Annotated in this window: 24 protein-coding genes and 1 pseudogene; 14 read left to right on the forward strand and 11 right to left on the reverse strand. The window is 39.3% G+C overall.

Annotation, left to right across the window (positions count from 1 at the left end):
- The first annotated feature begins 3 nt into the window (after nucleotides 1-3).
- From NYE62_RS08845 to NYE62_RS08870, 6 genes are all read left to right on the forward strand, one after another.
- A complete protein-coding gene (locus NYE62_RS08845) occupies nucleotides 4-279 on the forward strand; it encodes a YmzC family protein (protein WP_007611597.1) in 276 nt (91 codons plus the stop codon).
- An 82-nt stretch (nucleotides 280-361) separates the two neighbouring features.
- On the forward strand, nucleotides 362-577 hold the full coding sequence (locus NYE62_RS08850; RefSeq protein ID WP_003154062.1) for a hypothetical protein: 216 nt from the start codon (nucleotides 362-364) through the stop codon (nucleotides 575-577).
- A gap of 259 nt (nucleotides 578-836) precedes the next feature.
- Nucleotides 837-1,229: a class Ib ribonucleoside-diphosphate reductase assembly flavoprotein NrdI gene (nrdI, locus tag NYE62_RS08855; protein WP_003154061.1), complete on the forward strand. Its 393-nt coding sequence runs from the start codon at nucleotides 837-839 to the stop codon at nucleotides 1,227-1,229.
- On the forward strand, nucleotides 1,189-3,291 hold the full coding sequence (gene nrdE / locus NYE62_RS08860) for a class 1b ribonucleoside-diphosphate reductase subunit alpha (RefSeq protein ID WP_007410373.1): 2,103 nt from the start codon (nucleotides 1,189-1,191) through the stop codon (nucleotides 3,289-3,291). Before nrdI ends, nrdE begins: the two co-directional genes overlap by 41 nt.
- Before the next feature lie 17 nt (nucleotides 3,292-3,308).
- Nucleotides 3,309-4,298 carry a class 1b ribonucleoside-diphosphate reductase subunit beta gene (gene nrdF / locus NYE62_RS08865; protein ID WP_007410372.1) on the forward strand — a complete coding sequence of 330 codons (990 nt, stop codon included), beginning with the start codon at nucleotides 3,309-3,311 and terminating at the stop codon, nucleotides 4,296-4,298.
- Nucleotides 4,299-4,346: 48 nt separating this feature from the next.
- Nucleotides 4,347-4,967, forward strand: a complete 621-nt coding sequence (locus tag NYE62_RS08870; protein WP_012117609.1) for a hypothetical protein — start codon at nucleotides 4,347-4,349, stop codon at nucleotides 4,965-4,967.
- Nucleotides 4,968-5,016: 49 nt separating this feature from the next.
- Here the strand turns inward: NYE62_RS08870 and NYE62_RS08875 are convergent, their stop codons facing one another.
- Nucleotides 5,017-5,775, reverse strand: a complete 759-nt coding sequence (locus NYE62_RS08875) for an N-acetylmuramoyl-L-alanine amidase (protein WP_241458223.1) — start codon at nucleotides 5,773-5,775, stop codon at nucleotides 5,017-5,019.
- 306 nt (nucleotides 5,776-6,081) lie between these two features.
- Here NYE62_RS08875 and NYE62_RS08880 point away from each other — a divergent pair.
- Nucleotides 6,082-6,639: pseudogene (locus NYE62_RS08880) on the forward strand (AAA family ATPase); the annotation flags it as partial.
- A 708-nt stretch (nucleotides 6,640-7,347) separates the two neighbouring features.
- On the opposite strand, the gene NYE62_RS08885 reads toward NYE62_RS08880, so the two are convergent.
- Nucleotides 7,348-8,313 (reverse strand): thermonuclease family protein, encoded by a 966-nt coding sequence (locus NYE62_RS08885; protein WP_342497379.1) that lies wholly within the window; start codon nucleotides 8,311-8,313, stop codon nucleotides 7,348-7,350.
- A 171-nt stretch (nucleotides 8,314-8,484) separates the two neighbouring features.
- On the opposite strand from NYE62_RS08885, the gene NYE62_RS08890 reads away from it, so the two are divergent.
- Nucleotides 8,485-10,284 (forward strand): T7SS effector LXG polymorphic toxin, encoded by a 1,800-nt coding sequence (locus NYE62_RS08890; protein ID WP_342497380.1) that lies wholly within the window; start codon nucleotides 8,485-8,487, stop codon nucleotides 10,282-10,284.
- Nucleotides 10,285-10,298: 14 nt separating this feature from the next.
- Nucleotides 10,299-10,757, forward strand: coding sequence for an SMI1/KNR4 family protein (locus tag NYE62_RS08895; protein WP_013352370.1), 459 nt, complete (start codon nucleotides 10,299-10,301; stop codon nucleotides 10,755-10,757).
- A 305-nt stretch (nucleotides 10,758-11,062) separates the two neighbouring features.
- Here NYE62_RS08895 and NYE62_RS08900 read toward each other — a convergent pair whose 3' ends face one another.
- Nucleotides 11,063-11,152 carry a putative holin-like toxin gene (locus NYE62_RS08900; protein ID WP_076982784.1) on the reverse strand — a complete coding sequence of 30 codons (90 nt, stop codon included), beginning with the start codon at nucleotides 11,150-11,152 and terminating at the stop codon, nucleotides 11,063-11,065.
- 242 nt (nucleotides 11,153-11,394) lie between these two features.
- Here NYE62_RS08900 and NYE62_RS08905 point away from each other — a divergent pair, with 242 nt between their 5' ends.
- The 4 genes from NYE62_RS08905 (at nucleotide 11,395) to NYE62_RS08920 (ending at nucleotide 14,294) form a co-directional block, all read left to right on the forward strand.
- A complete protein-coding gene (locus tag NYE62_RS08905) occupies nucleotides 11,395-11,598 on the forward strand; it encodes a hypothetical protein (RefSeq protein WP_021493638.1) in 204 nt (67 codons plus the stop codon).
- A 128-nt stretch (nucleotides 11,599-11,726) separates the two neighbouring features.
- Nucleotides 11,727-12,500, forward strand: coding sequence for a sporulation protein YunB (yunB, locus tag NYE62_RS08910; protein ID WP_342497381.1), 774 nt, complete (start codon nucleotides 11,727-11,729; stop codon nucleotides 12,498-12,500).
- A 218-nt stretch (nucleotides 12,501-12,718) separates the two neighbouring features.
- A complete protein-coding gene (locus tag NYE62_RS08915) occupies nucleotides 12,719-13,051 on the forward strand; it encodes a YolD-like family protein (RefSeq protein WP_342497382.1) in 333 nt (110 codons plus the stop codon).
- Nucleotides 13,044-14,294: a UV damage repair protein UvrX gene (locus NYE62_RS08920; RefSeq protein WP_342497383.1), complete on the forward strand. Its 1,251-nt coding sequence runs from the start codon at nucleotides 13,044-13,046 to the stop codon at nucleotides 14,292-14,294. The genes NYE62_RS08915 and NYE62_RS08920 overlap by 8 nt, the downstream gene beginning before the upstream one ends.
- 163 nt (nucleotides 14,295-14,457) lie before the next feature.
- Here the strand turns inward: NYE62_RS08920 and NYE62_RS08925 are convergent, their stop codons facing one another.
- The 7 genes from NYE62_RS08925 to NYE62_RS08955 all read right to left on the reverse strand — a co-directional run bounded on the left by NYE62_RS08925 (nucleotide 14,458) and on the right by NYE62_RS08955 (nucleotide 21,761).
- Complete coding sequence (locus NYE62_RS08925) at nucleotides 14,458-15,618, reverse strand: Rap family tetratricopeptide repeat protein (protein ID WP_342497384.1); 1,161 nt, start codon at nucleotides 15,616-15,618, stop codon at nucleotides 14,458-14,460.
- Nucleotides 15,619-15,769: 151 nt separating this feature from the next.
- Nucleotides 15,770-16,048, reverse strand: coding sequence for a hypothetical protein (locus NYE62_RS08930; RefSeq protein ID WP_342497385.1), 279 nt, complete (start codon nucleotides 16,046-16,048; stop codon nucleotides 15,770-15,772).
- A 340-nt stretch (nucleotides 16,049-16,388) separates the two neighbouring features.
- Nucleotides 16,389-16,640 carry a phage holin gene (locus NYE62_RS08935; protein ID WP_014417851.1) on the reverse strand — a complete coding sequence of 84 codons (252 nt, stop codon included), beginning with the start codon at nucleotides 16,638-16,640 and terminating at the stop codon, nucleotides 16,389-16,391.
- Between the two features lie 20 nt (nucleotides 16,641-16,660).
- Entirely contained in the window at nucleotides 16,661-17,053 is a 393-nt protein-coding gene (locus tag NYE62_RS08940; RefSeq protein ID WP_014417852.1) for a hypothetical protein, read from the reverse strand.
- Between the two features lie 114 nt (nucleotides 17,054-17,167).
- A complete protein-coding gene (locus tag NYE62_RS08945; RefSeq protein ID WP_342497386.1) occupies nucleotides 17,168-18,211 on the reverse strand; it encodes an N-acetylmuramoyl-L-alanine amidase family protein in 1,044 nt (347 codons plus the stop codon).
- A 171-nt stretch (nucleotides 18,212-18,382) separates the two neighbouring features.
- The gene (locus NYE62_RS08950) at nucleotides 18,383-20,932 is read right to left on the reverse strand and encodes a peptidase G2 autoproteolytic cleavage domain-containing protein (protein ID WP_342497387.1); all 2,550 of its coding nucleotides are present in this window, start codon (nucleotides 20,930-20,932) and stop codon (nucleotides 18,383-18,385) included.
- 13 nt (nucleotides 20,933-20,945) lie between these two features.
- Nucleotides 20,946-21,761 (reverse strand): hypothetical protein, encoded by an 816-nt coding sequence (locus NYE62_RS08955; RefSeq protein WP_020954192.1) that lies wholly within the window; start codon nucleotides 21,759-21,761, stop codon nucleotides 20,946-20,948.
- Nucleotides 21,762-22,277: 516 nt separating this feature from the next.
- Here NYE62_RS08955 and NYE62_RS08960 point away from each other — a divergent pair.
- Nucleotides 22,278-22,865 carry a DUF6037 family protein gene (locus NYE62_RS08960; protein WP_069007067.1) on the forward strand — a complete coding sequence of 196 codons (588 nt, stop codon included), beginning with the start codon at nucleotides 22,278-22,280 and terminating at the stop codon, nucleotides 22,863-22,865.
- A gap of 108 nt (nucleotides 22,866-22,973) precedes the next feature.
- Here NYE62_RS08960 and NYE62_RS08965 read toward each other — a convergent pair whose 3' ends face one another.
- On the reverse strand, nucleotides 22,974-25,607 hold the full coding sequence (locus NYE62_RS08965; RefSeq protein ID WP_342497388.1) for a phage tail protein: 2,634 nt from the start codon (nucleotides 25,605-25,607) through the stop codon (nucleotides 22,974-22,976).
- Between the last annotated feature and the right edge of the window lie 5 nt (nucleotides 25,608-25,612).

Raw genomic sequence — 25,612 nt, forward strand, 5'->3', positions numbered from 1 at the left:
ATCGTGTTCGAAAGTGAAAATGAACTGAGAAGAATCAGGATTACGCTCGTTTGGATCGCTGTTTTTTTGCTGTTTGGAGCTTGCAGCAATCATGAGACTGTGGTGACGGATGATGACGGCGGCTCAACGGATACCGAACCGCAGACAGAAGGCATGGTGCAGCTGGAACATAATCGTTTCGGCATCGTTGAGGACGGTTACTTAAAAATATACCGCTATGATGAAAAAACGAATAAAATCGAACTGAAAAAAGAAACGGCGCTGGATGAGCTTGAATAAATTTCACAAGCGTTCGAATTTACAAAGCGGGCCGCACAAGCTACACTAAGTACTGACATTGATCATGCAGAGGGTGAGACGATTGAAACACAAGGTGATAATCAACCATTGGGAAGAAACTTGTGAAGATGATTCCTGCTATGAATATGGAACCAGCATCATCGTTGACGGCAAAGAACTGATCAGAGAGGCTTCCATCACAAGCGCTCTGAAAGCCGTACTGAAAGAAATCGGTGCTGATGTGGAGATTGAAGAAACCGTTGAAAGCGAAAAAAAATGTGATTCTTACAAAAAATAAGAATAAAAGTCTAGACTACTAAGCAGTTTTTTTTCATGTTATGATAGACATCGGCTTACACATGACACCTTGAGTAGGATGAGAGATGATTCTCGTTCTGCTCTCTTTTTTGGGCGTTAATCGGGCCAGAGCCAAAGTCGGCTCTTTCAAAAATATGAATTTTTTATAAATTGATCTCAATATGTTGTGTTTTTCTGAGAGGTTAGTATACTATATATAGTGTTAAGAGATTCATTATTTTTGATAGGTCGTGATAAGGATGGTTCAAATCATATTTGATTCAAAGACAGGGAATGTTCAGCGTTTTGTGAATAAAACAGACTTTCAGCTGATCCGCAAGGTGGACGAAACGGACCACGTGGACACTCCGTTTGTTTTGGTCACCTACACGACAAACTTCGGCCAGGTACCGGCATCAACACAATCATTTCTCGAAAAATACGCCCATCTCTTATTAGGAGTCGCTGCGAGCGGCAACAAAGTATGGGGCGATAACTTTGCAAAAAGCGCCGATACCATTTCGAGACAATATCAGGTGCCGATCTTGCACAAATTTGAACTCAGCGGCACATCTAAAGACGTTGAATTGTTTACTCAGGAGGTAGAAAGAGTTGTCACAAAATCAAGTGCCAAAATGGATCCAGTTAAATAACGAAATCATGATCCAACAAGATGGAAAATTCCAGTTTGATAAAGATAAAGAGGCTGTACATAGCTATTTTGTTGACTATATCAATCAAAACACAGTTTACTTTCACGATTTAAAAGAGAAGCTGGATTATTTGATTGAAAACCAATACTACGAAGAGGAATTCTTAAGCCTTTACTCTTTTGAAGACATTAAAGAAGTGTTTAAGACAGCTTACGCAAAGAAGTTTCGTTTTCCTTCCTTCATGAGTGCGTTTAAATTTTATAATGACTATGCTTTGAAAACGAATGACAAGAAAAGAATCCTCGAGCGTTATGAGGACCGAATCTCAATCGTCGCGCTGTTCTTCGCAAACGGCGATACTGAGAAAGCAAAAGAATATGTAAACCTGATGATCAACCAGGAATATCAGCCGAGTACACCGACATTTTTGAATGCCGGCAGAAAACGCCGCGGAGAACTGGTGAGCTGCTTCTTGCTCGAAGTCAATGATTCCTTAAACGATATTTCACGGGCGATCGATATTTCCATGCAGCTGTCTAAATTGGGCGGCGGGGTTTCTCTTAACCTGTCCAAGCTTCGCGCGAAAGGCGAAGCGATTAAAGATGTTGAAAACGCCACAAAAGGCGTTGTAGGCGTCATGAAGCTTCTTGATAATGCGTTCCGTTACGCTGACCAAATGGGACAGAGACAAGGCTCGGGCGCGGCGTATTTAAACATTTTCCACCGCGATATCAATGATTTTCTTGATACGAAAAAGATTTCTGCGGATGAAGATGTGCGCGTCAAGACGCTTTCTATCGGTGTCGTCATTCCGGATAAGTTCGTTGAGCTTGCACGTGAGGACAAAGCGGCTTATGTATTCTATCCGCATACGATTTATAAAGAATACGGCCAGCATATGGACGAAATGGACATGACGGCGATGTATGAGGAGCTTGTCGACAACCCGCGTGTCAAAAAAGAAAAAGTGAATGCGCGCAAATTGCTTGAAAAGCTTGCCGTTCTCCGTTCTGAGTCAGGTTATCCGTACATTATGTTCCAGGACAACGTAAACAAAGAGCACGCGAATAACCACGTATCAAAAGTGAAATTCTCGAACCTTTGCTCTGAGGTGCTTCAAGCGTCACAAGTTTCGGCTTACACAGATTATGATGAAGAAGACGAAATCGGCTTGGACATTTCCTGCAACCTTGGTTCATTAAATATTTTGAATGTCATGAAACATAAATCGATTGAGCGCACGGTGAAACTCGCGACGGATTCCCTGACTCATGTATCTGAGACGACGGATATCCGCAACGCGCCGGCAGTCAGACGCGCGAACAAAGCGATGAAGTCGATCGGTTTAGGCGCCATGAACCTCCACGGCTACCTTGCCCAAAACGGCATCGCTTATGAAAGCCCGGAAGCAAGAGATTTCGCGAATACGTTCTTTATGATGGTGAACTTTTATTCCATCCAGCGTTCAGCTGAGCTTGCGAAAGAAAAAGGCGAAACGTTTGAGCATTATGAAGGCTCCACTTATGCAACGGGAGAATATTTCAATAAATACATCGAAAAAGAGTTCTCACCGGCATACGAAAAAATCGCTGCGCTCTTTGAGGGCATGCACATTCCGACAATCGAAGACTGGAAAGAGCTGAAGGCGTTTGTCGCTGAACACGGTATGTATCACAGCTACAGACTGTGCATCGCGCCGACAGGCTCCATTTCCTACGTCCAATCCAGCACGGCGTCCGTTATGCCGATCATGGAACGGATCGAAGAAAGAACATACGGAAATTCAAAAACGTATTACCCGATGCCGGGATTAGCGTCTAATAACTGGTTCTTCTACAAAGAAGCTTATGATATGGACATGTTCAAAGTGGTGGATATGATCGCGACAATCCAGCAGCATATCGATCAGGGAATCAGCTTTACCCTGTTTTTGAAAGATACGATGACAACTCGTGATCTGAACCGTATTGATCTGTATGCCCACCATAGAGGCATCAAAACCATTTACTATGCAAGAACGAAAGATACCGGGCAAGATAGCTGCCTTTCTTGTGTTGTTTGATTAAAGGAGAGTTTATAGTGACGAAAATTTATGACGCAGCAAACTGGTCAAAGCATGAAGACGACTTTACCCAAATGTTCTATAACCAAAATGTGAAACAGTTCTGGCTTCCGGAAGAGATTGCTTTAAACGGCGATATCCTCACATGGAAGTACCTCGGGAAAAACGAGCAAGACACGTATATGAAGGTACTGGCCGGATTGACTCTTCTTGATACAGAGCAGGGGAATACAGGAATGCCGATCGTGGCTGAACACGTAGACGGCCACCAGCGGAAAGCCGTGCTGAATTTTATGGCGATGATGGAGAACGCCGTTCACGCAAAATCGTACTCTAATATTTTCATGACACTGGCACCGACTGAAACAATTAATGAAGTATTCGAATGGGTCAAACAAAACAAATTTTTGCAGAAAAAAGCGCAAATCATCGTCGGACTCTACAAAGCGATTAAAAAAGATGACGAGATTTCACTGTTCAAAGCCATGGTTGCATCTGTGTATTTAGAAAGCTTCCTATTCTACAGCGGTTTCTATTATCCGTTATATTTCTACGGACAAGGAAAACTGATGCATAGCGGTGAAATTATCAACCTGATCCTTCGTGATGAAGCGATCCACGGTGTATATGTCGGACTGCTTGCCCAAGAAATATACAATAAACAAACAGAAGCGAAAAAAGCGGAACTTCGCGAATTTGCGGTTGAGCTTTTAGAAGAGCTTTATCACAATGAGCTTGAATATACAGAGGACTTGTACGATCAAGTCGGACTCTCACACGATGTAAAGAAATTCATCCGCTATAACGCCAATAAAGCTTTGATGAACTTAGGGTTCGATCCTTACTTTGAAGAAGAGGATATTAATCCGATCGTATTAAACGGATTAAACACCAAAACAAAATCACATGATTTCTTCTCCATGAAAGGGAACGGCTACAAAAAGGCGACGGTAGAACCGATTAAGGACGAAGATTTTTATTTTGGCCAAGATGAAGAGCAGATATAATATCTGCTCTTTTGGCTTGAATGGAGAGGTAAGACAGGAGGAACGGGCATGAATAAAATGGATGAAATCATCTTGGCTGCACCGCGGAGTGACGTCTTTCAAAACGAAATGCTGACATTTCAGGGAGTCAACAGCGAGGATGAACGTATCGTAAACATTATGGCTCAAATTGAGGCGCATTTTTTTGAAATCAGAAGAGGCGACGCGGAAGAGGACCCGCGATTTAAACAGCCGATTCCGTATGTCGTCATCCGCCGCGATGATGAGGTGTTTGTGTATGAACGGCTCGCCGGCGGAGGGGAATCGCGCCTCCATAATAAGCTTTCTCTCGGCTTCGGCGGACACATGAACCCTATGGAAGGGGCGGCTTCATTTTCGGAAGTGCTGAAACAGAATACCGACCGGGAGCTGGCGGAAGAACTGTACATTCGCGAGGAGGACAAACAAAACATTGTCACACTCGGCCTGATCAATGATGATGAAAACGATGTAGGGAAGGTGCATATCGGCATCCTTTCTGCGCTCCAGTTAGCGTCTGCGGCACAAGTCGAAGTGAAAGAAAAAGATCAAATCGCCGGCCGCTGGATGAAACTGAGCGAACTGAAAGAGGAAAATGTGTATCAGCGTCTTGAAGCTTGGTCTCAGTTTGTCGCCGATATACTTCAATAACAAAAAACCCCCGTTCGTCCCAAAAAAGGGAGAGCAGGGGTTTTTTCATTTAGTCTTGCACAATGAAGGCATCAAATCCGGCTTTTTCGGCCCGCGCTGCCAACGCTTCAGCATAATCTCTGGAAGAGAATGCGCCGATCTGCACTTTAAATAAGCCGCCTTTTGGAAGCACAATCGCGTCAAAACCTTTAGACACCGCATCGGCGGCAAGTGCATCAGCATTTGCTTTCACTTTGAATGCACCGATTTGCACTTTAGATAAGTCAGCCTTTTTTTTTAGACCGAAAGCTTGCTCCAAGCCCTTGGCATGTCCTCTTGCAAGGCTTTCAATAAAACTGGCTGTTTTCAGTTTGTTTGCATCAGCTGACGTATCAACAAAACCATTCTCCGTCAAAATTGCCGGCATACTTGTCTCCCGCAGCACATGGAAGTTGGCTGTTTTTTTTCCTCGGTCATTAAAACCCGATGCTTGAATCACTTGCGTGTGGACGGCTGATTGGTAAGTCGAGGTCGGCGCTCCGACACCGGGGTAAATATAGCTTTCGAATCCGGTTCCGCCTCCTGAGTTAATATGAATGGATAAAAAATAATCTGCGCCCCAGCTGTTGGCGGCATCCGTTCTTTCCGTCAGGCTGACCGTCTTATCGCTTGTCCTGCTCATCGTGACAGAAACTCCTTCATACTCATTCGTCAGAATCGTGCGCAAAGCCAGCGCGATCTCCAGCGTGACCGCTTTTTCCTGAAGTCCGTTTCCGGTTGCACCTGAATCAGTTCCGCCATGACCGGGGTCTATAAAAATTTTAACCATTCTCCATCACCTCATTACAGCATATGATGATATTCAAAAGGTGCTTGTACGGCTGTCATTCATGAAAAAAATGAGAAATATACCCAACATTTCCCGGAAAATAAAAATAAATGGTTTGTCCTCCCGTTTCTGTTGAATACAATAAGAAATGAAAAATATTTCTCGGGAAAGCGCAGGATTCAACATCATTCCCGAAGAGAACGGAAAAAGTGACAGATAAAGAGGAAAACGGGTCTCATGATGATAGGCGGATGTCACGGAACCGCTTCATCATGAGTAAGATAAAGAGAGAACAGAGAGGTGAGCATGTTGGAGCGCGCTGTAACCTATAAAAATAACGGACAAATTAACATCATTCTTAATGGCCAAAAGCAAGTGCTGACAAATGCAGAAGCTGAGGCGGAATATCAGGCCGCCCTGCAAAAAAATGAAGCCAAACACAGCATTCTGAAAGAAATTGAAAAAGAAATGAACACATTAGTGGGTATGGAAGAAATGAAACGCAACATTAAAGAAATTTACGCGTGGATATTCGTCAACCAAAAACGGGCCGAACAAGGGCTGAAAGTCGGAAAACAAGCTCTTCATATGATGTTCAAAGGGAACCCCGGCACCGGGAAAACCACCGTTGCGAGACTGATCGGCAAGCTTTTCTTCGAAATGAACGTGCTTTCCAAAGGACATCTGATCGAAGCGGAACGTGCCGATCTGGTCGGTGAATACATCGGACACACGGCGCAAAAAACCAGAGATCTGATTAAAAAATCGCTCGGGGGCATTTTATTCATTGATGAAGCATACTCACTTGCAAGGGGCGGAGAAAAGGATTTCGGTAAAGAGGCGATTGATACGCTTGTCAAGAACAAGGTTTTAACTTTTATGTCACTACTAAGATTGATATCCCTAGACCAGAGAGCAATTACACATACCAATGGCAACAGTACTCAGATAAGCTTGAACAAATAAAAAGACTTCATTTTGATGAACTTAAAACGGTGGGGGAAATATCAAAGGAGCTTAATATTCCAGACTGGAGCATTTTGAATCTTTTTAAGGCGAAAAAAGTGGACAAGCTTTCTTATCCTGAATTGTCAAAGAGGAGAAGAGCAAAGGACTTTGATCTGCTATACGATCTGCATTTCAACAAAAAAATGAGTCTAAAAGAAATTGGTCGGAAATATGATTATTCACCTCCCTATATCCGTCAAGTTTTTAAGGATCAAGGAGTCAAACACTTGGCGTTTAAAAATCAGAATAAGAATTAAATAAATTAAAGGTGACAACAATGACTGGAAATTCGTTTTGTATATCTGGGTAAAGACAACAGCCTAAATTCTGAAGAAGAGACAGAGATGATGCTATCTCTAAAAGAAAGTTCTGATAAAATCCTCATTTTAACGAAACATTTTAGATCAGCTTGCTTATTAATCTAATTTAAAGTATCCTAATTGATGTATCATAGGGGTTTAATCAGCCACTATAGACCACAGAGTCCCTCACAGCGCTCTGTGGTTTTTTATTTAGATAGAATATACCGAAATAAAAAAGAAGCCTCAGAGGGCTTCAAAACAATTAATTCTTCTCACATGCAAAGTTGTCATTATCCCGATCCATCTTAGATGTATAAGCAGGGTGAGTGCTTGGTACTCCATGCGGATATTTCTTTCTCAGCTCTGTGCAGTTTGCAAAGTGTTCTGTTCCTCCAGCAGAAGGGGAGGCTTGTGTAGAGCTAGAAGAGCTGCTTGATGCTGAACCACTTGAATGTGAATTGCTTGAGTTCGATTTATGTGTCTCTGATTGGTGTGTTGTAATGGACTTTTGAGCCGGCTTAGATACACTTACTGATTTCTTCGGTTTCGTTACGCAGCCATTAAATCCTTTATCAGTCGCATATCCATTCTTACTCCAAATCTTCAAGTCTTTATCTTTCGCAGCTTGCTCATCTTTCTTATACGTGTCTAAATACTTCGTGTTTGGCTCATATACATAAGCTACTCGTGCTAATCCTTCTTTAAGCAGTGTTTCTTGTACTGATTTGCCATCTGCATAAACGTAAGCCAACATTCTGCCATACTTATCTGTGCGATCTCCTTTATCAAACTCCAGTTGAAGTTTTCCCTTGTTAACCAGCTGTTTATTTCTTGTTGAAGCATCCTCACCATATGGTTGTACGCAAGAGTTTGGCTTCTTAGTTTCAGGAGTGTCAACAAGTAAATAACGAACAGTTTTGACTTCGCCTTTATAGTTAACTTTAATCGTGTCTCCATCAACCGTTCTGTTAAGTGTTACATCGACTAGCTTTTTCTTACTGTCAGACGCCTTTTTATCCGACGAATCCTTCTTTGAAGCATTTTCGGCTTTTTCATTTTTGTCATTTGATTGAGTGTCTGCCTTTGTCTCTTTTGCATCCTTTTCTTCTTGCTGCGTTGTTTTAGCTTTATCTGAATCTGTTTTATCTGTAGAAGCAGAATCAGATCCACACGCAGCCAAAGAAAAGCTTAGAGATAATGCGCCAATACCTAGTAACCATTTCTTCAATGTAATTCCCCCAAATTGCTTGTTCTGTCTCTATATCGGACAAACCTTCCTAATTATAAATATAAAACCAAAGATTGTAAATTTAATTTTGGATAAACATCTGATTTTGAAAATCGAACAACCTACAACTATGGTAAAATTTAGATGAGAATAAGTGGAAAGGAGATAGATATGAAAGTATTTGAAGCATCCTCGTTAATCTCAGCAGCAGAAAAGCGGGCAAAACAATACGATCAGATTAGAGAACAATTTATTAATCTCAGGAAAGCTTTTCAGGGAATGGCTGATTTAGATGACAGTGAGTTTTCAGGTAAAGGTGCTGATAACATCAAAGCATTCTTCCAAGATCACGCTGGTGTCACAGACAGCTGGCTTGATCTGATCGATATGAAGATTGCTTTTCTTAACAGTATTTCAGGAAAAGTAGCTGATGCCGGATTAGCCGATTCGTTTGTGGAAGAGTCATTTTTAGAACACGAGCTGATCCATGCGAAGAATAAATCAAAAGCTATCATGCAGGAGCAGCGCAATGAAATGAGGGATATTCTTAATGAGATAAGTGATATTGTTCATCTTGATGTTTTCTCTACAGAGGATGTCGATCAAAAGCTGGATTCAGCAGATAAAAAACGGGATGAGACCATACATAAGCTCGGAAAGCTTGATCATGATCTAACGAAAGAATACGCAGAAACCGAGGCAAACGAACATTTCATTCAGGCCGATTTTCAACAGCTCCAAAACGCTACGGGCAAAGGAAAAAACGCCACTCCGCTTCACTATAATGCCAAGGCGTACAGGGAAAGTGACATACATAAGAAAAAAGGCGAGATTGCAAGACATTCAGACACATATTTAACGTTTAAGAAGGAAGAAGCAAAAGAGCGGGAAATCAAGGATCTGAAGAAAAAGCTCGCTGACGGTGTGACCGATCCGGATGAATATTTGGAAATTGCGAAGAAGATCGGCTATGAAAACCTTGAACCTTCCCAGCAGCAATATGTCATTCAGCTTGAACAAGCAAAACAGCTGGAAGAAGCCGGAGAAGTGACTTGGGATATTTTAAAAGGAGCCGGCGTCGGTCTATATGATGTCGGGAAAGACACGGTAACCGGTTTATGGGACTTCATAACCGATCCGGGAGAAACCTTGTCAGCACTGGGGAATGCAGTACTTCATCCTGTTAAAACATATGATGCTGTTTCGGCAGCAATCGAGGAATCGTATCAAAAAGATATGGTGAACGGAGATGCTTACTCCAGATCAAGATGGGTGACATATGCTGTTGGTTCAGTGGCTGTAGCTGTTTTTGGAACCAAAGGTGCAGGAGCCATTAACAAAGCAGATGCAGCAGGCAAGGTCATAAACAAGGTAGGGCAGGCGGGGAAGAGAATTAAGGACGTCAAGATTCCAGATTTGCTTCCGTATAATCCTAAGTATAAGCTTGCTCTAGCCGATAATGTACCATACAATGTGGTTGACAGCCAAAACCTTAAAAATGAACTTTTGACCAATGCAAAGAAATTAGATGAAACAAGAAAGCCATTTACAGGTCAGAAAGTAGATGTCCCTTGGTTAAATAAAGAAAAATATGAAGCATACGAAATAGACGGTAAGGTAAAAGTTAAAGGAGAGCCTAGAGATGTAAGCCGTAGGGTATATACAATGAAAGATATTGATCTTAATCAAAAAAATCGTAAAGGCCTTACGAATCTTCAACTTATGAAAAATGGTAATGCTCCGTTTGCTAAAGATGGCACGCAAATAAATTTACATCACTTAATTCAAGAAGAGCCTGGCACTATGCTAGAGATACCTGAAAGCTGGCATAATAAGTACAGTGATGTTTTGCATGGATTAAAAGGGAATGGACAGAGTTTTAGAAATGATCCTGTGCTTGATAAACAATATAAAAGTTTCAGAAGAAGGTATTGGAGATGGAGAGCTCAGCAATTTGAGAATCAAGAATAAGAGGTGAAAGTTTAATGGATTATTCGAAAATAAAAACTTTCTTTGATGAAAATAAAGAAAATTCAATTCTCACGGGAGGAGTCACTGGAGATCAAATTAGAGAAATAGAAGAGTATCTCAATGTAACGCTTCCAGACAGTTATAAATGGTTTTTAACTGAGTATGGTTCAGGGGGAGCATACGGAACAATGATACTCGGATATGACTCTCACGGTGCTGAAGTTGTCGAACAGACCAATGAATATAAAAAATATTATAACCTTTCCGATGGTCTTGTAGTGATCGAATATGTAGATGAATTTTCTTATTGTCTTGACACTAACAAGATGAAAGGTGGAGAATGCCCAGTCATTCTTTGGGATAACCAAGAGGGATATGGTAAACAAGTTGGTAGCACATTCCTAGAGTTTTTAATAGAGGAACTAGAAGAAGCTAAAGACGACTGGATTGAGGATGAAGACTGGGACGATTAAGCAAAAGTATTGCACTTGTGTAATGGATGAATAAGAGACCGCAGGATTAAAATCTATAAATAATGGTTTTATCCATAAAACAAATGTTTTGCAAATTATTTCAATGGTTTCATTTAATGTGTTATAATCAAACTGTAAAATACAGACTGGTTACAGTGTATTTCTTTAATAAGAATTGCATAAAATAAAAAGACCAGGGTGTTGGTAGCACCCCGGCTCTGTACAAAAAGCTACCCATCAAAGGGCTTGCTCAGCAGTTATTCGTGATAGACCTGTCCCTTCAGGATTCCAGTCTCAAGGGAGGTCTATTTTTTATTTATATACGTCAACAGGGCGATTATAAACGACCCAAATGCAAGCATTAACATTAATGCCTGAAATGTTGACATAAGCATCACCCCCTTTCGTAGGGGATGAGCAAGACTCCCTTGAGTGAGCAAACTTAATGTACAGGAATCATTATACACTAATTCCAAATATATGTCTGTGATTGTAGGAGACAGATTACCAAGCTGAAACAGTCAATTGAAAATCAAAGTTTGATGATTAAGACAATATCATGTAACCTTTATTGTATAAGTGCATCTTGGCTCTTATAATTTTAAATTGTTGAAATTAACTAAAGGAGAATCTGGCGTTGGAATTTACTTTAGCTAAACAGGTTTTAAAGTTTTCATTAACAAGTGGCAAAAGGGCAGAAATAAATGTGCCTCCAGTGCTCAATAAACAAGACATTAAGATATTAAAAAGCCAATTAAGTGTTATGGAGATGCAAACAAAAATATCTAATGAAGATATGAAAAGAAAAAGGATTAGAAAAACGAAAATAAGCAGGATATAAAAAATAGCCCGTCATTTGCGTGATCCGAAAGGAAAACAATGCTTTATGTTGGAGTTTTTAAATGTGAAAATAAATTACTATGTCCCCCCTTACAAGCATACATTGTGATATGTAAGGGGGGATTTTTCTTGCCTAGATACCGGAGCGCTCTTCGCAAGAGAGGGCCTTTGCCTTTTCGATATGTGCTTCTTCTGTCGTTTGCTTTTTTTATCATATCGACGGTCATCAGCCTCTGGATGATCAACTCCTCAATCAAACCGGTGCTGATGAACATAGGAGAAATGGAAACCAAACGGGTGGCGACAGAGGTCATTACGGAATCCATTGAAGAATACATGTCTCACAGCGACAATGTGAAAGATATGGTCGATATGAAAACGGATGAAAACGGAAAAGTCACAACGATGGATTTTAATACACAAATGGTCAACAGTATGAAGGCGAAAGTGACAAAGCAGCTTCAGGCTCATCTGAAGGAAGCGGAGTCGAACAATAAGCAGCATGAAACAGAAAAAGGCGCGAAAACGGCCGATGAAATTATGATTAACATCCCTTTAGGGCAGGTCACGGGAAACAGCATTCTCGGAAATCTCGGGCCGAAAATCCCCGTGCGCTTTAACCTGATCGGAGATGCGTTAACTGATGTGAAAACAAAAATAAAGCCGTACGGCATTAACAATGCCCTGATCGATATCAGTATTTTTGTGGAAATTAAAGTAAAGGTCATTATTCCGTTTGCCAGTAAGACATCAGTCGTGACAAATAATATACCGGTCTCCATTAAAGCGATTCAAGGAGAGGTGCCGCAGTTTTATAACGGAAGCGGCGGATCAGGTGTGACGCCTTCCATTCAGCTACCGAATGAAAAACAAGAGAAATCCGGAGCCGATAAAGACAAATAAAGACACACAGCTGCCAGAAAAGAATGCGGCTGTGTGTTTACTTTTTCCTGCGGATTTCTTTTAGCTCTTGGAGAGAATTCAATGTCTCGACTAGAGAAGACCATAGCATAGGTGATGAATAGTCATTTCCAACAATTACATCGAACTATTGTTCTTGTTTATATTGAATAAAGAACGTTTGTTCTGTTAATATTAGATCAATAAAGGAGTGATTCAAAATGCTTAGAGATCGAGGGACGATCAAATGGACTTCCATGATGCTTCCAGAACATTTAACGCAATTAAAACAGGACTTGTTAGATGTTTCGAAAATGGAGAAGCCATCTTTAGATGAACAACAAATTGAGGAGATTGACATCTTGGTTTCTGAAGCAATGGCGCTGAATAAAGAACTGAAGTTTAAACTCTTTAAAAAAGGAGTTGCCGAGGATTTAATCGGCACAGTTCAATATCTCAATTACGAACAACACAAATTACATTTAAAAGATCAACACGATCAAACCGTATACATTACCATGAATGACATCATAGGAGTTGCTTACAATGATTGATTACTCACAGTTTCCACGTAAAAATATACTTTGTGTAGATATGAAATCCTTTTATGCTTCAGTTGCAGCTGTAACAATGGGATTGAATCCAATGACATGTTATCTCGCTGTAGTTGGAAACACGGATAGACAGGGAAGTGTTGTCTTAGCAGCATCTCCTGCACTTAAAAAAGATTATGGAATCAAGACTGGCTCCCGGTTATTTGAGATTCCAGATGATCCAAGAATTCACATAGTAAACCCGCAAATGAAACTTTTCATCAGAGTTTCAACTGAAATCACTAAATTGTTTTACAGGTTCGTTCCTGAAACATGTGTACACACTTACTCAATTGATGAATCTTTTTTAGATGCAGGAAAAGAAAATCCAGAAGCCATGGCAGAGGCAATTCAGAGCAGTATGAAGAGAGAGTTTGGCTTAGTTTGTACTGTTGGTATTGGTGACAATATGCTACTGAGTAAGTTAGCTCTTGATTTAGAGAGCAAGAAAACAAAGAATGGGATTGCACGGTGGAGATATGAAGATGTTCCTAAAAAGCTTTGGTGTGTTCATCCGTTATCTGAAATGTGGGGAATAGGAGGGAGGATGGAGAGGAATTTAAACCGGATGGGGATCTCAACTGTTGGCCAATTAGCTAATTATCCATTAGAGCTGCTTGAAAAACGCTTCGGCATTATGGGCAATCAGCTTTATTATCATGCCCATGGAATCGACCTTTCTGAAATTGGAGCTCCTTTGATGCAAGGGCAAATAAGCTACGGGAAAAGTCAGATATTACTTAGAGACTATACGAAGAAAGAGGATATCAAAGCAGTCCTCTTGGAGATTTGTGAAGAGGTTGCACGGAGAGCGCGAACGCATAATAAAGTAGGGCGCACAATCAGCTTGGGAATTGGTTACAGTAAAGATGAGTTCGGCGGTGGCTTTCACAGAGCTAAAACAATTGATTTACCTACAAATATCACAATGGATATTTATCGAAATTGCTTGATGTTATTTGATAAGTTCTATACAGGCAAAACGGTACGAAGTGTTTCAGTTACCTTATCCAATATTGAAGATGATGTAAATCAACAATTAAGTCTGTTTGAAAAAGATAATGAGAAGAGAAGAAAGCTTGGATTTGTTATGGACGGGATAAGAAATAAATACGGATCTAAAGCGATATTACGAGCTGTTTCCTATACACCTGGAGGCACAGCTTTGTATAGAGCAGGTTTGACGGGTGGACATAAATCATGAGAACAGAGAGTAGCTCCCTCTGTTCTCCTTACAAAGTCATTAGTTTTTTACGTTTCGGCTCTTTCAGCAACCTTGAACGTATCATTTTGTTGTTGGAGATAGGAAGCACCCACTGTTCCGGCAACGCCGAATAATAGAACTGCACAGATAAATAGTTTAGTTTTCATATTGCTTCTCCCCTTTTGATTTGTCTTCTTGCTTCATTTGCCAAACGATAAAATTCAACTGCACCCCAAGCATCCTGTTTTCCAGTGAGAAAATCTGCTACAGAGACACCATAGCTTTCCATGTCAGGGTATATACTTCTTTCTTCGAAGAACTCGAATGTTTTCCTAACTAAGTCTAAATCATAGTTCAAGAAAAGTCCTTTAACCATTTTTAACTTTTCAAGCACCATTTCATTGTTATGCCGTTCAGCCAACTGTTTGGCCTGTTCATAAAATTTTTTTGCGTTTTCAATGTCATTTTGCCTTCCCTTTAAGAAGGAGATAACAAATAATGTTTTAGCAGCGTAATCATGATTTTCCGGCTCAATGATTTGAAGTGACTTATTAAAGTGAAAAAATGCTTTATCAAGTTCTTCCATTTGATTATAACATAATCCAATATTAAACAGTGCTGAACGCATCAAATGCCCACGATTCTTTTCACTTTTGTTTAGCTCTACTGCTTCCTGATACGCTTTGTATGCTTGCTTTAAAGCTTCATCAAACTTCATACTGTCCAATAAATTACCAAATATGACGAATTGACAGCGTACCTTTTGTACCCCGTATGTAGGGTTACCGTCAATAACAGGTTGCTTTTTAAATATATCGTAAGCCCTCATGGCATAATTCATTGAAAAATAAGTCTGTTTCATGTGGTAATACACTTCTGATAATTTAAAATAAAATTCAGCTTTTTCAACTTCAATATCTTCGCTCTCGATTGAATCCAAATATCTCTCAGCTTGTCTATAGTGATTAAGGGAGAATGCCAACTCCTTTTGTCTAAAATAGAACATGCCCATGAAAAAATAATAGTAATATTCGAGCATTCCTGTTAAGTTTTCATGACCTTCATATGCTTTTAACTCACCATAATTTTTCTCAATGTCTTTTATAGCATTAGGATACATATATGCCAACATTAACTTATGTCTAAACTCAAGCAGGGAGTAGTATAGTAAAACATCTTGATTTTCTTCCATAATTTTTATTTCCTGCATAACTTCTTTCCGCATTTCTTCTGCTCTACCGACCCAATTCTTTTTAATAGCCACATACCAATGATTCATCTTTGTTGCTACTAAATCATAAGGAATGACCTTTTCACTCTTCAAGTCCTAAACCCCTTTCATATCCATTTTATTATATAGTTGCATTAGAGGAAAGAAATGTAAAGGGGATTTGAGTGAAAATTAAAAACAAATCAATAATTCGATTTTGAACGAAACGAAAAAAATACCCTCCTCGTTAGAGAAGGGTACGTGATTAGTTTGCTGTTGCTTTCAGTGAGGCAAGCCACTCATCTAATGTTCCTGAGAAACCTTGTTGAACGGCTAATTCATATGCTGATTTTCCATCTTTACCAGCAGTGCCAGTAGCACCTTTAACCCCGGTTACACCTGTAGCTCCAGTGTCGCCTTTTTCACCTTTTAATGATGCTAACCATTCCTCTACAGTTCCTGAAAAACCATTGTCCACTGCAATATCATAAGCAGACTTCCCAGTGACAATTGAGACATTAACCATCGGATTGAAGAAACTCATTTATGCGCCCCCAAAAAGTTATATGTTATTCCTGACTCAGAAATCTTGAAGCTTGTGATAGGTGAATCATGAGCGTCCATTTGAAAGCCTTGCCCAGCTCTTAAATAGATAGGATCGCCACTATTGATTGATACGTGGCATTCCTGATCATTTAAAAAGCTGAACTTATAGAAAGAATATTTAATCGTCCATGTATCAGGTGGGGAAGGGATTACTTCATGGTTAGACTTTGACTTCTCAAGCATTGGACTCCCGATATATCCAGATCCTATTTGCATGACCAACAATCATTCCTTTCTTAATTAAAAAAGAAAAAAAGGGGGAGATGAAATCCCCCGAGTTATTTTGGTTCTGTGTATTCCATTGCTTGATCACTATCTGAGATACCTGTAGTGGTTGGATCCACCACAATTCCCATGGCAGTTAAAAATGTCAGCAGTGCATTAAATTTCTCAGTGAGATCATCACTAAACACAGAAATATCGTATCCAAAAGCTGATGCAATTGCTTGTGCAAACAAAAGAGTTGCAGAGAAGATTGCAACCAGGAATGTTTTCTTTTTAAGTCTTACTTTCCAGTTAATTTTAGTCATGAAATTCGCTCCTGTTCATTTTATTTAAGCCCAAAATGTATGAGTAACCAGGCTGCGACAATAGTCGCAATTACACTGGGCAGTACCTTAAACACAAGGTCTTTAGTAAACTGAGAGGGATCAATTTTGCGAGTAGAATCAGAGCGTTCCAATATTTCAACTCGATTGTCCAGTTTTTCATATGATTTACTCAGATTTTTTAAACTGTTGCTCATTTCGTTCAGAGTGCTGAATTGTTCTCTCGATTGTGCTTGAGAATCCTTATTAATTTCGACTTGCTGCTCAACAAGCGTAGCAATACGACCAATAACATTTGTTCTTTCTTCAAGAGAGTCAATTTTGTTATCAGTGTGCTTAGCTTTTTCTTCAAGTGCACTTAATCTTGAAATGGTGCTTTGCTCAAAGTTATCCATTTGTCACCAACCTTTGATAAAATAGAAAGGTGACATTACATCACCTCCTAAAATAAGAGGATAATCATTGATATACCTCGATCAACAACAATCCTCAAAGATTTTTAAATATATTTAGATTTTTGACCCGAACTGTCCAGAGATGTAGCCACGTCTACCTTTGTAGATAACTTCCCAATAACCCTTAGCATTGTTCGAACCTTTCACTGAGCCAGAAATGTTGACGGTATCACCTAGCTTCACAGTGCCGAGATTCTGTGCTTTGTTTTTATCAGGTCTGTCCATTACGATTGCAGCGCTTTTTACACCGACAATTTTAATTTTGCCTACAGATTTGATACCACTGCTTTTAGGCTTAGAAGTGGATTTAGGCTTTGGGGCTGATTGTCCAAGCTCAGCATCGCTTTTAATGTATTTCACATTTACGTATCCGCTGTATGTAGCACCTTTGGAGTTTGTATATTTGATATATCCCCAACCGTTTTGAGTTGATCCCTTTTGATATTGGACAGTGGAGCCTTTAGGAAGAGCGAGTACAATAGAGGAGTTTGCATTGCGTTGGGTTCTCACATTAAGACTGTCAGCGATAACTGTGTTCTTAACATAAGAACCATTTGTTTTAACGACTTTTGTTGGCTTTGAAGATGAGGAAGAAGTATTTCCGCCGAGTGCTTTCAATTCAGCAGTAATAGCAGCTTTAACAGCATTCCAACGTCCTTCATCAAGAACTCGATGCGGGCAATACTTGCCAGACCAGTCTTGATGCTTTTTAACTCGATCTACGCCCCAGCCACGTTCTTTAAGGAGTTGTGCAATAAACTTAATAGCCAACGCTTCAGCTTTTCTATAGCGTTCTCCACCCGACTTGGAGTAGCAAACTTCAACACCGATTGACTTGCGGTTTCCAGTCCCGTATTCACCATCACCACAATGAAAAGCATTTCGGTTTGTTGGGAGTCCTTGAACTACCTCTTTATCGTCTACAGCGAAGTGATATGATACTGTTTCATTATTATTTCTCATATAACTGATCTCATTATTTGCGCTTGCGTCGTTTGCTGTATTGTGGAAAGTAATATACTCAGCTGTCATAGCATAGGGACCTTTGATTGAATATTTTTCTGGGGATACTAACATTTGTCTCGCTTGAATAGCCATATTAAACATCTCTCCTAAAATTAAATTTGAGCACAAAAAAGAGAGAAGGGGACAAATCCCAATCTCTCTTTATCTTACGTATGCTCTTGTTATCTCTGTTTTTGGATGTTGTAAATTGAATAAAATTTATATTTTAACTAGAACATAACCACCTCCTTTAATTTTGAGGGATTACTTAATTAAGCAGATGGCAATGCCATAGCCAAGCTTGTCTGAATATGGGGTTACAATCTCCATAGTCTTCCAAGAGTAAAACCTGTCTTCTGTTTTTGTGCCGATGCCATAATTGCCTTCAATCCGATCTCCAACAGAAACGGTGCTGTCCACCTTCACATAAACCTGTCCAAGCAATCCTACTATATTCCATTCAGGCCGTTCTTCACGAGGGACGTAATCTATTTTTTCAATCCACTCAGGGTTTACTTTAGGCAGTTTCTTAACATCACCGGTTTCTGGGTTGACCACATCTTCATATATGTATCCACCGAACTCATTCTTTAAATATCTACCTTGCCAGTGAATATCAGCTCCGCCTAAAATAGTTCCTGCAGTTTCGGAGATTACTCCGTGTACATCTTCACCTTTTCTCGCTGGGCGAATTTTAGCTCCTTCAAGAGTGACAATTGTTCCTGTCGGAATTGCTTTTCCGTCAAGGCTTTCAAAATACTCAGCGTAATCACTAAAGGTGGCTCCGCCATTCATCTTTCCTGCAGATGTTATATCCCCATTCATGGAGTTTAGCATCCATTTAATATTTGCTCTGGATGGAGTAGCGCCGTATCCGCCAACCACCATATAGCGATCATTTTCACCAAGTTTTACACCGCCAGAAGCGTGGATTTCACGTGATACATTTTGCCCCTCGATATGAGAATCATTGGAGTTGTAAACGCCGCTACGAGATCCGTCTACAGAGCTTCCGCCTGATGAGCCAAAAACGTTGGTTCTTGTTCCCTTTGCAACGCATCCTCCGGTAGTGGCTCCAACTAAAGTGGCATCTCCAAGAGCTTGAGGTTCACCCGATGAAGCTAATACTGCACTAGTATTTGTTTTAGCATAGCCAGAAGTCGTAGCCCCGCGTAGACCGCCCTTGAAGTTATTCGGGATAAACGTGTAGGCTTTTCCGGCAATTTTACTGGGGGTAGCATATTGTTCGCACATTGCAGCGCTAATATTGGCTTGTGAGTTAGTGCAGTAAATACCTATTGAACCTGCTTTGTTTGTTCCCGTCATATTAACGTTATTGATATTGACTGAGTCAACTCTACTTCCCACAGAAATACCCACTAAAGCAGACTGGTTAATGGCTACATTCGAGATGTTTACATTGTCTGATTTTTGAGCTCCGCCAATTACATAGATATCGTTACTTGCTGTTGTAAACCCTGAAACAGTAATGTTGCTTAGATTAATATTTTTGCTCTTATATTGAGTAGAGATTACTGTAGTATTCTTGTAATCATATGTCGGGTCACCAATTGCATTGAAGTTTGATACGTTGACATTTCTATAAGCGGAAACAACAAGTGCGCGAGGATTTAAACCTTGATAAAGGTCACTGAAAATAGGATGTTGTGCAGTGCAGTTAACAACATTAATGTCAAATGCACTTGTGGAGATTTTTTCGGAGGCTAGGTGGAAGCCAATATGTCTAAAGTCGAAAGCGCGGATATCATTTTCGGAATAGCAGTTTATTAAGTTTACGTTTCTTGCTGCAGGTGCTCTGTTGTGAGCTTTGACTTCAAAACCCCTGCAATTTTTTCGACTATAACAGTTCACAAGCCACACGTTTTTAGAGCCATCATCAATTTCAAAGCCGTTTGAATTTGAAGCTCCTTTACTATGTGCGGATCCATTAGCGTCATAAGCATAACAGTTAGTGAAGAAGATGTAATCAGAATAGTGAGTTGTGAAGCCATCATCACCATAATTAGTTGCAGTACAATTTTCAATCCAAACATATTTGCTTCCGTTTGGCTGATAATGATCTGCTCCATCGGAAGAAGAATTCCAAACAGGGGAGCTTACATCAAAACCGTGTACGCCTGGATTTCGAGCATTGACGTTTCTAACTCGAACAAATTTAGAGTTAACAATGCCCACACAGTTTGCATTTGTGCCGTTTGTAATGGTGTTATCCTTTTTGTCTAAATTCCAATCGAGGTCTAAGTCTTCAATTAAGATATATTCGTTTCCGTTTGTGTAGTCGCTATTGGTTAACACACAAGATGTTCCGGCAGCAGTTGGGTGAAGCTTGATAATAGACCCTGACCCAACACCGTAAAGTCTGACATAAGAGGGGATATGCAATCCTTGAACCATGTAAATCCCTGCCGGAACAAAAACCTCTCGTTTTCCACTTGCAAAGGCAGTTTTGAAAGCTTCAGTGTCATCAGTAACACCATCACCTTTAGCTCCAAAATCCTGAACATTGACACTTCGTCTGATAAATTCATTTAGGACTTTATCAACAATTGTTGCACCGGATGCAGGGATTTTTGAAATGTCTCCAATAGTGTTTGTGATATCTGTTAAGCCAGAATCGACTGTACTTATTACGTTTTTAATATCCTTAGAAGCTTTATCAAAAGCCTCTTGAATATCGTCTGCAGTATATCTAATATTATTTGATTTTAACCCTATAGCATCAATGGGTATCCATTGCTCTGTTTCTTCGTCCATATAACCCATTGTGTTTACGGGAATTAAGTTGTCGTTCAATATATACTCCTCCTTATCCTTTTCTAATCCAAACCATACTTCCGTCAGGGGGTTCTACAGAAGGTTTTATCCTCATCTTTTTGGGAGCATTGTTCGTTCTCAACCATACTGACCTGATGTTGTAAGGCTCTACATAGCTAGAAACAATGTTGAAACCATCATACTTATCTGAGACGCTAATATTTATCCAGTCAAAACCATCCCATCGATATTCAATGCCTGTTTCTTTTACAGTGACAGTCCAACCAATTTGAGGGGAAGGATAAGTGCTTAATAAATCCTGATAGGTGTACACAAACGGCAAGTAAATCTTCCTAGTGTTCTCAACTACATACTCATAATCTGATGTTGCTTGTCTGCACCAATTTGTTATTTCAACACATCGCTTGGTGACACGTTCACATTCAGCAATACGTTCGTTGATACGAATAATGGCATCTTCAGCATCATCAATTAAGCCTTGAAGTGTTTCAATGACCATATTTCCTTGCCGTTTAATCCAAATTCTTGAGGCAGGGAAGAAGGATGCACCTTCTCCTTGATATGTAAAAGTAAGTGATTTGCCTTCATTTGAACCATTGAAAAAGACAACTCCCATAAGGTAATCAACCTTAAAGTAGTTGTCTTCTAATTCACCATCTTCAATTTCTCGCCATTCTTTACTGTCACCACTAACCTCGACTCTGTACTCACGGTTAGGTACTTCTGTAAGTAAGACTCGACCATTGTAAACAGTTAAAGTTTCACTATAGCTTAAATAAGGGTCATCGATTGAACCCTTCCTTTTTTGAGAAAGGGTAGGGTCGTTATAGAGCTGAGGAAAATCCAAACTAAATTCACCGTCCTTTCTTATTGTGTAATTGATTTGAGCAATTCTTCCAAGTGCGCGACTCTCTCTTCTAAACTCTGCAGTCTTTTCTCTCTAAGCTTTTTTCCATTTGCTCCTAACAATTCCCATGATCACTATGTATACAATCGCAATACCAACAGTTACACCCTCAATTTTTATAAAAAAGCTATTCAAAATTATTAATAAAAACGCTAGTACTGACGCAAACCAGTGTATAGATTCATATTTTTTGTCACTCATTGCTGATCCCCTCACTCTTTCTGTTAAACACTTTATATACCAAAATCCATCATGACACAATTTCTACTATGGGATCAAGTGGTAAAATGGTATATAATTTACAAGGTATTTTTAAGTAAAAAAGGGGTATTATCGTATGAAAACGGTCAAGTCTTTGCATAAAAGAAGAATTTTATTTAAAAGTCATCTGTTTAGTGGAAAAATAGTCCATAGAACATTAAAATTGAATGATAAACATCAAAAAAGGAGATGGCCATGAAACTAGATGGATTAGAAATTCTTCATCAGAATATGAAAGAAAACAATTTGGAACGTGTGAAGTTTGATTTTAGAAAAAACGGAAAACTTTTTAAATCGATATTCTTAGCTGATATTGAACCATATAAACTTTTAATCGGTATACGTTCTGAATTGTTTTGCCTTTCCGTGTCCGTAAGTACTGATTATGATATAAAAACTTCCATTGAAAGAGACCAGTACAAGGCTTTAGTTGAGATTTTAGGATTACAGTACGATCCGAATAATCCTTTTAAACCAAAGTACTTTTTCGATGAATTAAATATCCAGATTCCTGAAAGGGTTAATGTTAATTCAAGAGTTGCAATTCATGAAATAGCTGAATTGAATCGTCCATCCTATGAAGATGGAGAGAAGATTTATTTCAAAGGATGGAAGGATAACAATATCAAAGGTGAAAAAGTGAGAAACCTGCAAAAAACTAAAGAGTGTTTAGGTGAAGAAGCCTACCAAATGTGTAAAGAACATAATATTAGCAGTGTTTGGACAAAGCATAAGACTGAATCAAAAGAATTTCATTTGCCTGATGTTGTAGTAGAAAAATAGGGGAGTAAAGACTGAGGTTATCGACGATTTCTTAATGATTGAAAAGGAATCTAATATATATAAATAAAGTGGGCTTTAAAACAAAAAGACGTAACCAATAGCGCCTGTTTAGTTTACATGCCTATATGCTTCCCATATATACTTGATGTTTAATTTATTCCCTCTTTGATTACTGTCTGAGCCTGTTATAAATCCTAATTCATTTATGCTTCCGTAGGTAGAGTTTCCGCCAATTAGCGATATTCCCATTTCATTTACCTGATACATATAACCCCCTGTCTCATCAATTAATAGCATTGAATCATTGGAAGACACTGGCCACACTTTCATATGTGTTGGAGTGAAAGGCAGCAATATTTGTTTACTAATTGTTCCATCACCCACATACGTTCCTTTAGCCATCTGAGGAACATCAGAGGATAGCGCATATTCTGAGTGTAGTTTACCCCCAAGAAACTCAGCGTTGCCATCTATGGAACCTATAATGATTCCTTGGTCATTACGTACAGGTATTGTATTAGGCGTGGATAGCGTTGAAGTCGTGTAACCATTTAATGAATCAGCCGATCCCGCAGAAGACACAATCCACTCTTCGCCATTAAAAAGCTCTTGTTTATTAGTCTTTGGATCGATCCAAATCGTTCCCGCTTCTGGCGCAATAGGCTTTGTCTCTGTAGATATTGTATAAAGTCCGTTAACTTTTCCATCGAGACTTCCTTTCACTTCAACGGAATTAGAGGGGAGGTAAGGATTTTCGTTTGTATGAAGAGATTTTACAATGTCAGATCCAATAAACTGAGTTATCTCTATGTCTGCATCAACTCGTCGATAGGCTTGAATGCCAATGGTGTAGTACATATTGGAGGGGAGTCCTGTAAATGTAGCAGCTCGTTTGTCATACTTTACATTCTTCAGGTCTTCACTTGCCATCTTTGAGCCGAAAACATACTCTTCATTTTTGTTGCTTCCATGCAGATAAATTTCAAAACCATCAATATTGTATTGATCTTCGTCTGATTCAACATAGTCCCATTGGAAAGTCACATCAACAGAACCGTCATCATTGGTCGTATGTGAAATAGCAGTTCCGTCCTTTGCAATAATGGGGGAGGCTGGTTTAACAGCAATCCTGTCATTACGTCGATTAAAGTTTTCAGTAACCTCATCGTACTTGATTTTCCTTTTGTTTGTCTCAGTGCTGATTTTATTTGTTCGATAAACAGTTTTCAGCATGTTTTCAAAATCCGATGAAGCTCGTTTACCGTTTGAAATTGTAACGCTCAAGCTAGACTGTTCAAAATCAATCGAAATAGCGGTTATTGTTGCTTTTACATCGGTATAGAAGCTTTTTTGTTGTACCCTTACGATATCTCCAAGAGAAAACCTGTCCCAGTTATGTTTTTCACTAATGCAATTGAAAAAGTTAACTAAACTCAATGCCAAATTAACTGCAGGAGCATTTCGATTTTCAAGCTCTTCATTTGTAGCGTCATATAATTCATTCTCATCAAAGATACTGTCGTTCGACCATTCGGCTGTAATAATGTATTTTGAAAGTTCTTTCTGGAGATCAGTGCTGAAGTTCTTTTCAAAAGACAGTTTATCTTTAAGGGCGGTAATCTGTGTTGAAATTTGTGTAATAGAAGCTTGTATTGCTTTAATTTCTTCTTTTTTTGATTCAACTTCTTTTGATTTAGCATCTCTTTGCTTTATTAGATCAGTAGTATCATCGCCGGCTTTACTTGCAACTGTAATCCTGTCCAATATCTTTTGGAAATCAAGCTGCAACGTATATAAGGCATTATTCGATGACGTTTCTTTTTCCTCGGCTTTCTTTTTCTCTTCTAAAAGTTTATAGAATGAGCTACCTTCATTATTAACCAGGTCGTTGTAATCTAAAATTGCATGACAAAGTGCATCAGACATGTAATTGCTTCTTTGAATCACATTTCGCTCCTGATCACGCTGGAAAGGGTAGAGGAAGTATGAAAAATCGTCTATGTATGATTGCCCAGTTGGATTTACGGAGTTGATGCTTAATCCATCTTTACCTGTAGCGTAAATCCTTGTAACGACATCATCCATATCCTCAATGTCATCCAGGGAAATCATATATTGGGCAGGGGTTATTTTGAGTCCCTTATATTTAGACACATCAGATTCTTTGTAAAAATCAACAGTACAGTCAATTGTATTGAAAACAGGAATCGCTTCGAATTTCTCACAAATCGAATACATAAAATCAAGCTTGTTTGAAGAAGAAATATCAAACTGTCTGTATTTTAAATTGAAGAGGGGATCAATAAAACCGATAGACCATTCAGTATTTTTTAGACAGTCGGTAGCGACCTCTTTAAGATTTTTCGAAGTTTCTTCATACTTAATGACACCTTGCTTAGAAAGTACATATTGAAGTGATTTGCATTCAACCTGGATAGTGTCCATATCATTGCTGTATGATTTGGTTTTCTTGACTACTGTAAACCAGATTGTAAGCCCATAAAATTCTGATTTTATTAAGTACCAAGGTCTCAATAGATCAACAACATGGTTCCGTTTATTTACACCATCGTAAGTAGCAGTTAAAGGGATTGAGAATGTTAATTCGTGTACATTACTGCCATGATTGAGCGTTACCATAGGATTGATTACTTCATCAATATTTGCGATCTTTGTTTTATTTGGTTTAGCTAGGGAAAGACGAATATCTTTAATTTCCGTGTCTTTACGAATTGTAATCAAATGTC

Source organism: Bacillus sp. FSL K6-2861, from assembly GCF_038630725.1.
GTDB classification, from domain to species: domain Bacteria; phylum Bacillota; class Bacilli; order Bacillales; family Bacillaceae; genus Bacillus; species Bacillus velezensis.

Excerpts from the sequence above, each read along its gene's own strand:
- NYE62_RS08895 (WP_013352370.1), top strand. The coding sequence starts at position 10,299 with ATGGATTATTCGAAAATAAAAACTTTCTTTGATGAAAATAAAGAAAAT.
- NYE62_RS08875 (WP_241458223.1), bottom strand. The coding sequence starts at position 5,775 with ATGGTTAAAATTTTTATAGACCCCGGTCATGGCGGAACTGATTCAGGT.
- NYE62_RS08940 (WP_014417852.1), bottom strand. The coding sequence starts at position 17,053 with ATGGATAACTTTGAGCAAAGCACCATTTCAAGATTAAGTGCACTTGAA.
- NYE62_RS08900 (WP_076982784.1), bottom strand. The coding sequence starts at position 11,152 with ATGCTTATGTCAACATTTCAGGCATTAATGTTAATGCTTGCATTTGGG.
- NYE62_RS08890 (WP_342497380.1), top strand. The coding sequence starts at position 8,485 with ATGAAAGTATTTGAAGCATCCTCGTTAATCTCAGCAGCAGAAAAGCGG.
- NYE62_RS08935 (WP_014417851.1), bottom strand. The coding sequence starts at position 16,640 with ATGACTAAAATTAACTGGAAAGTAAGACTTAAAAAGAAAACATTCCTG.
- NYE62_RS08945 (WP_342497386.1), bottom strand. The coding sequence starts at position 18,211 with ATGGCTATTCAAGCGAGACAAATGTTAGTATCCCCAGAAAAATATTCA.
- nrdI (WP_003154061.1), top strand. The coding sequence starts at position 837 with ATGGTTCAAATCATATTTGATTCAAAGACAGGGAATGTTCAGCGTTTT.
- NYE62_RS08960 (WP_069007067.1), top strand. The coding sequence starts at position 22,278 with ATGAAACTAGATGGATTAGAAATTCTTCATCAGAATATGAAAGAAAAC.
- NYE62_RS08915 (WP_342497382.1), top strand. The coding sequence starts at position 12,719 with ATGCTTAGAGATCGAGGGACGATCAAATGGACTTCCATGATGCTTCCA.
- NYE62_RS08930 (WP_342497385.1), bottom strand. The coding sequence starts at position 16,048 with ATGAGTTTCTTCAATCCGATGGTTAATGTCTCAATTGTCACTGGGAAG.
- NYE62_RS08870 (WP_012117609.1), top strand. The coding sequence starts at position 4,347 with ATGAATAAAATGGATGAAATCATCTTGGCTGCACCGCGGAGTGACGTC.
- NYE62_RS08920 (WP_342497383.1), top strand. The coding sequence starts at position 13,044 with ATGATTGATTACTCACAGTTTCCACGTAAAAATATACTTTGTGTAGAT.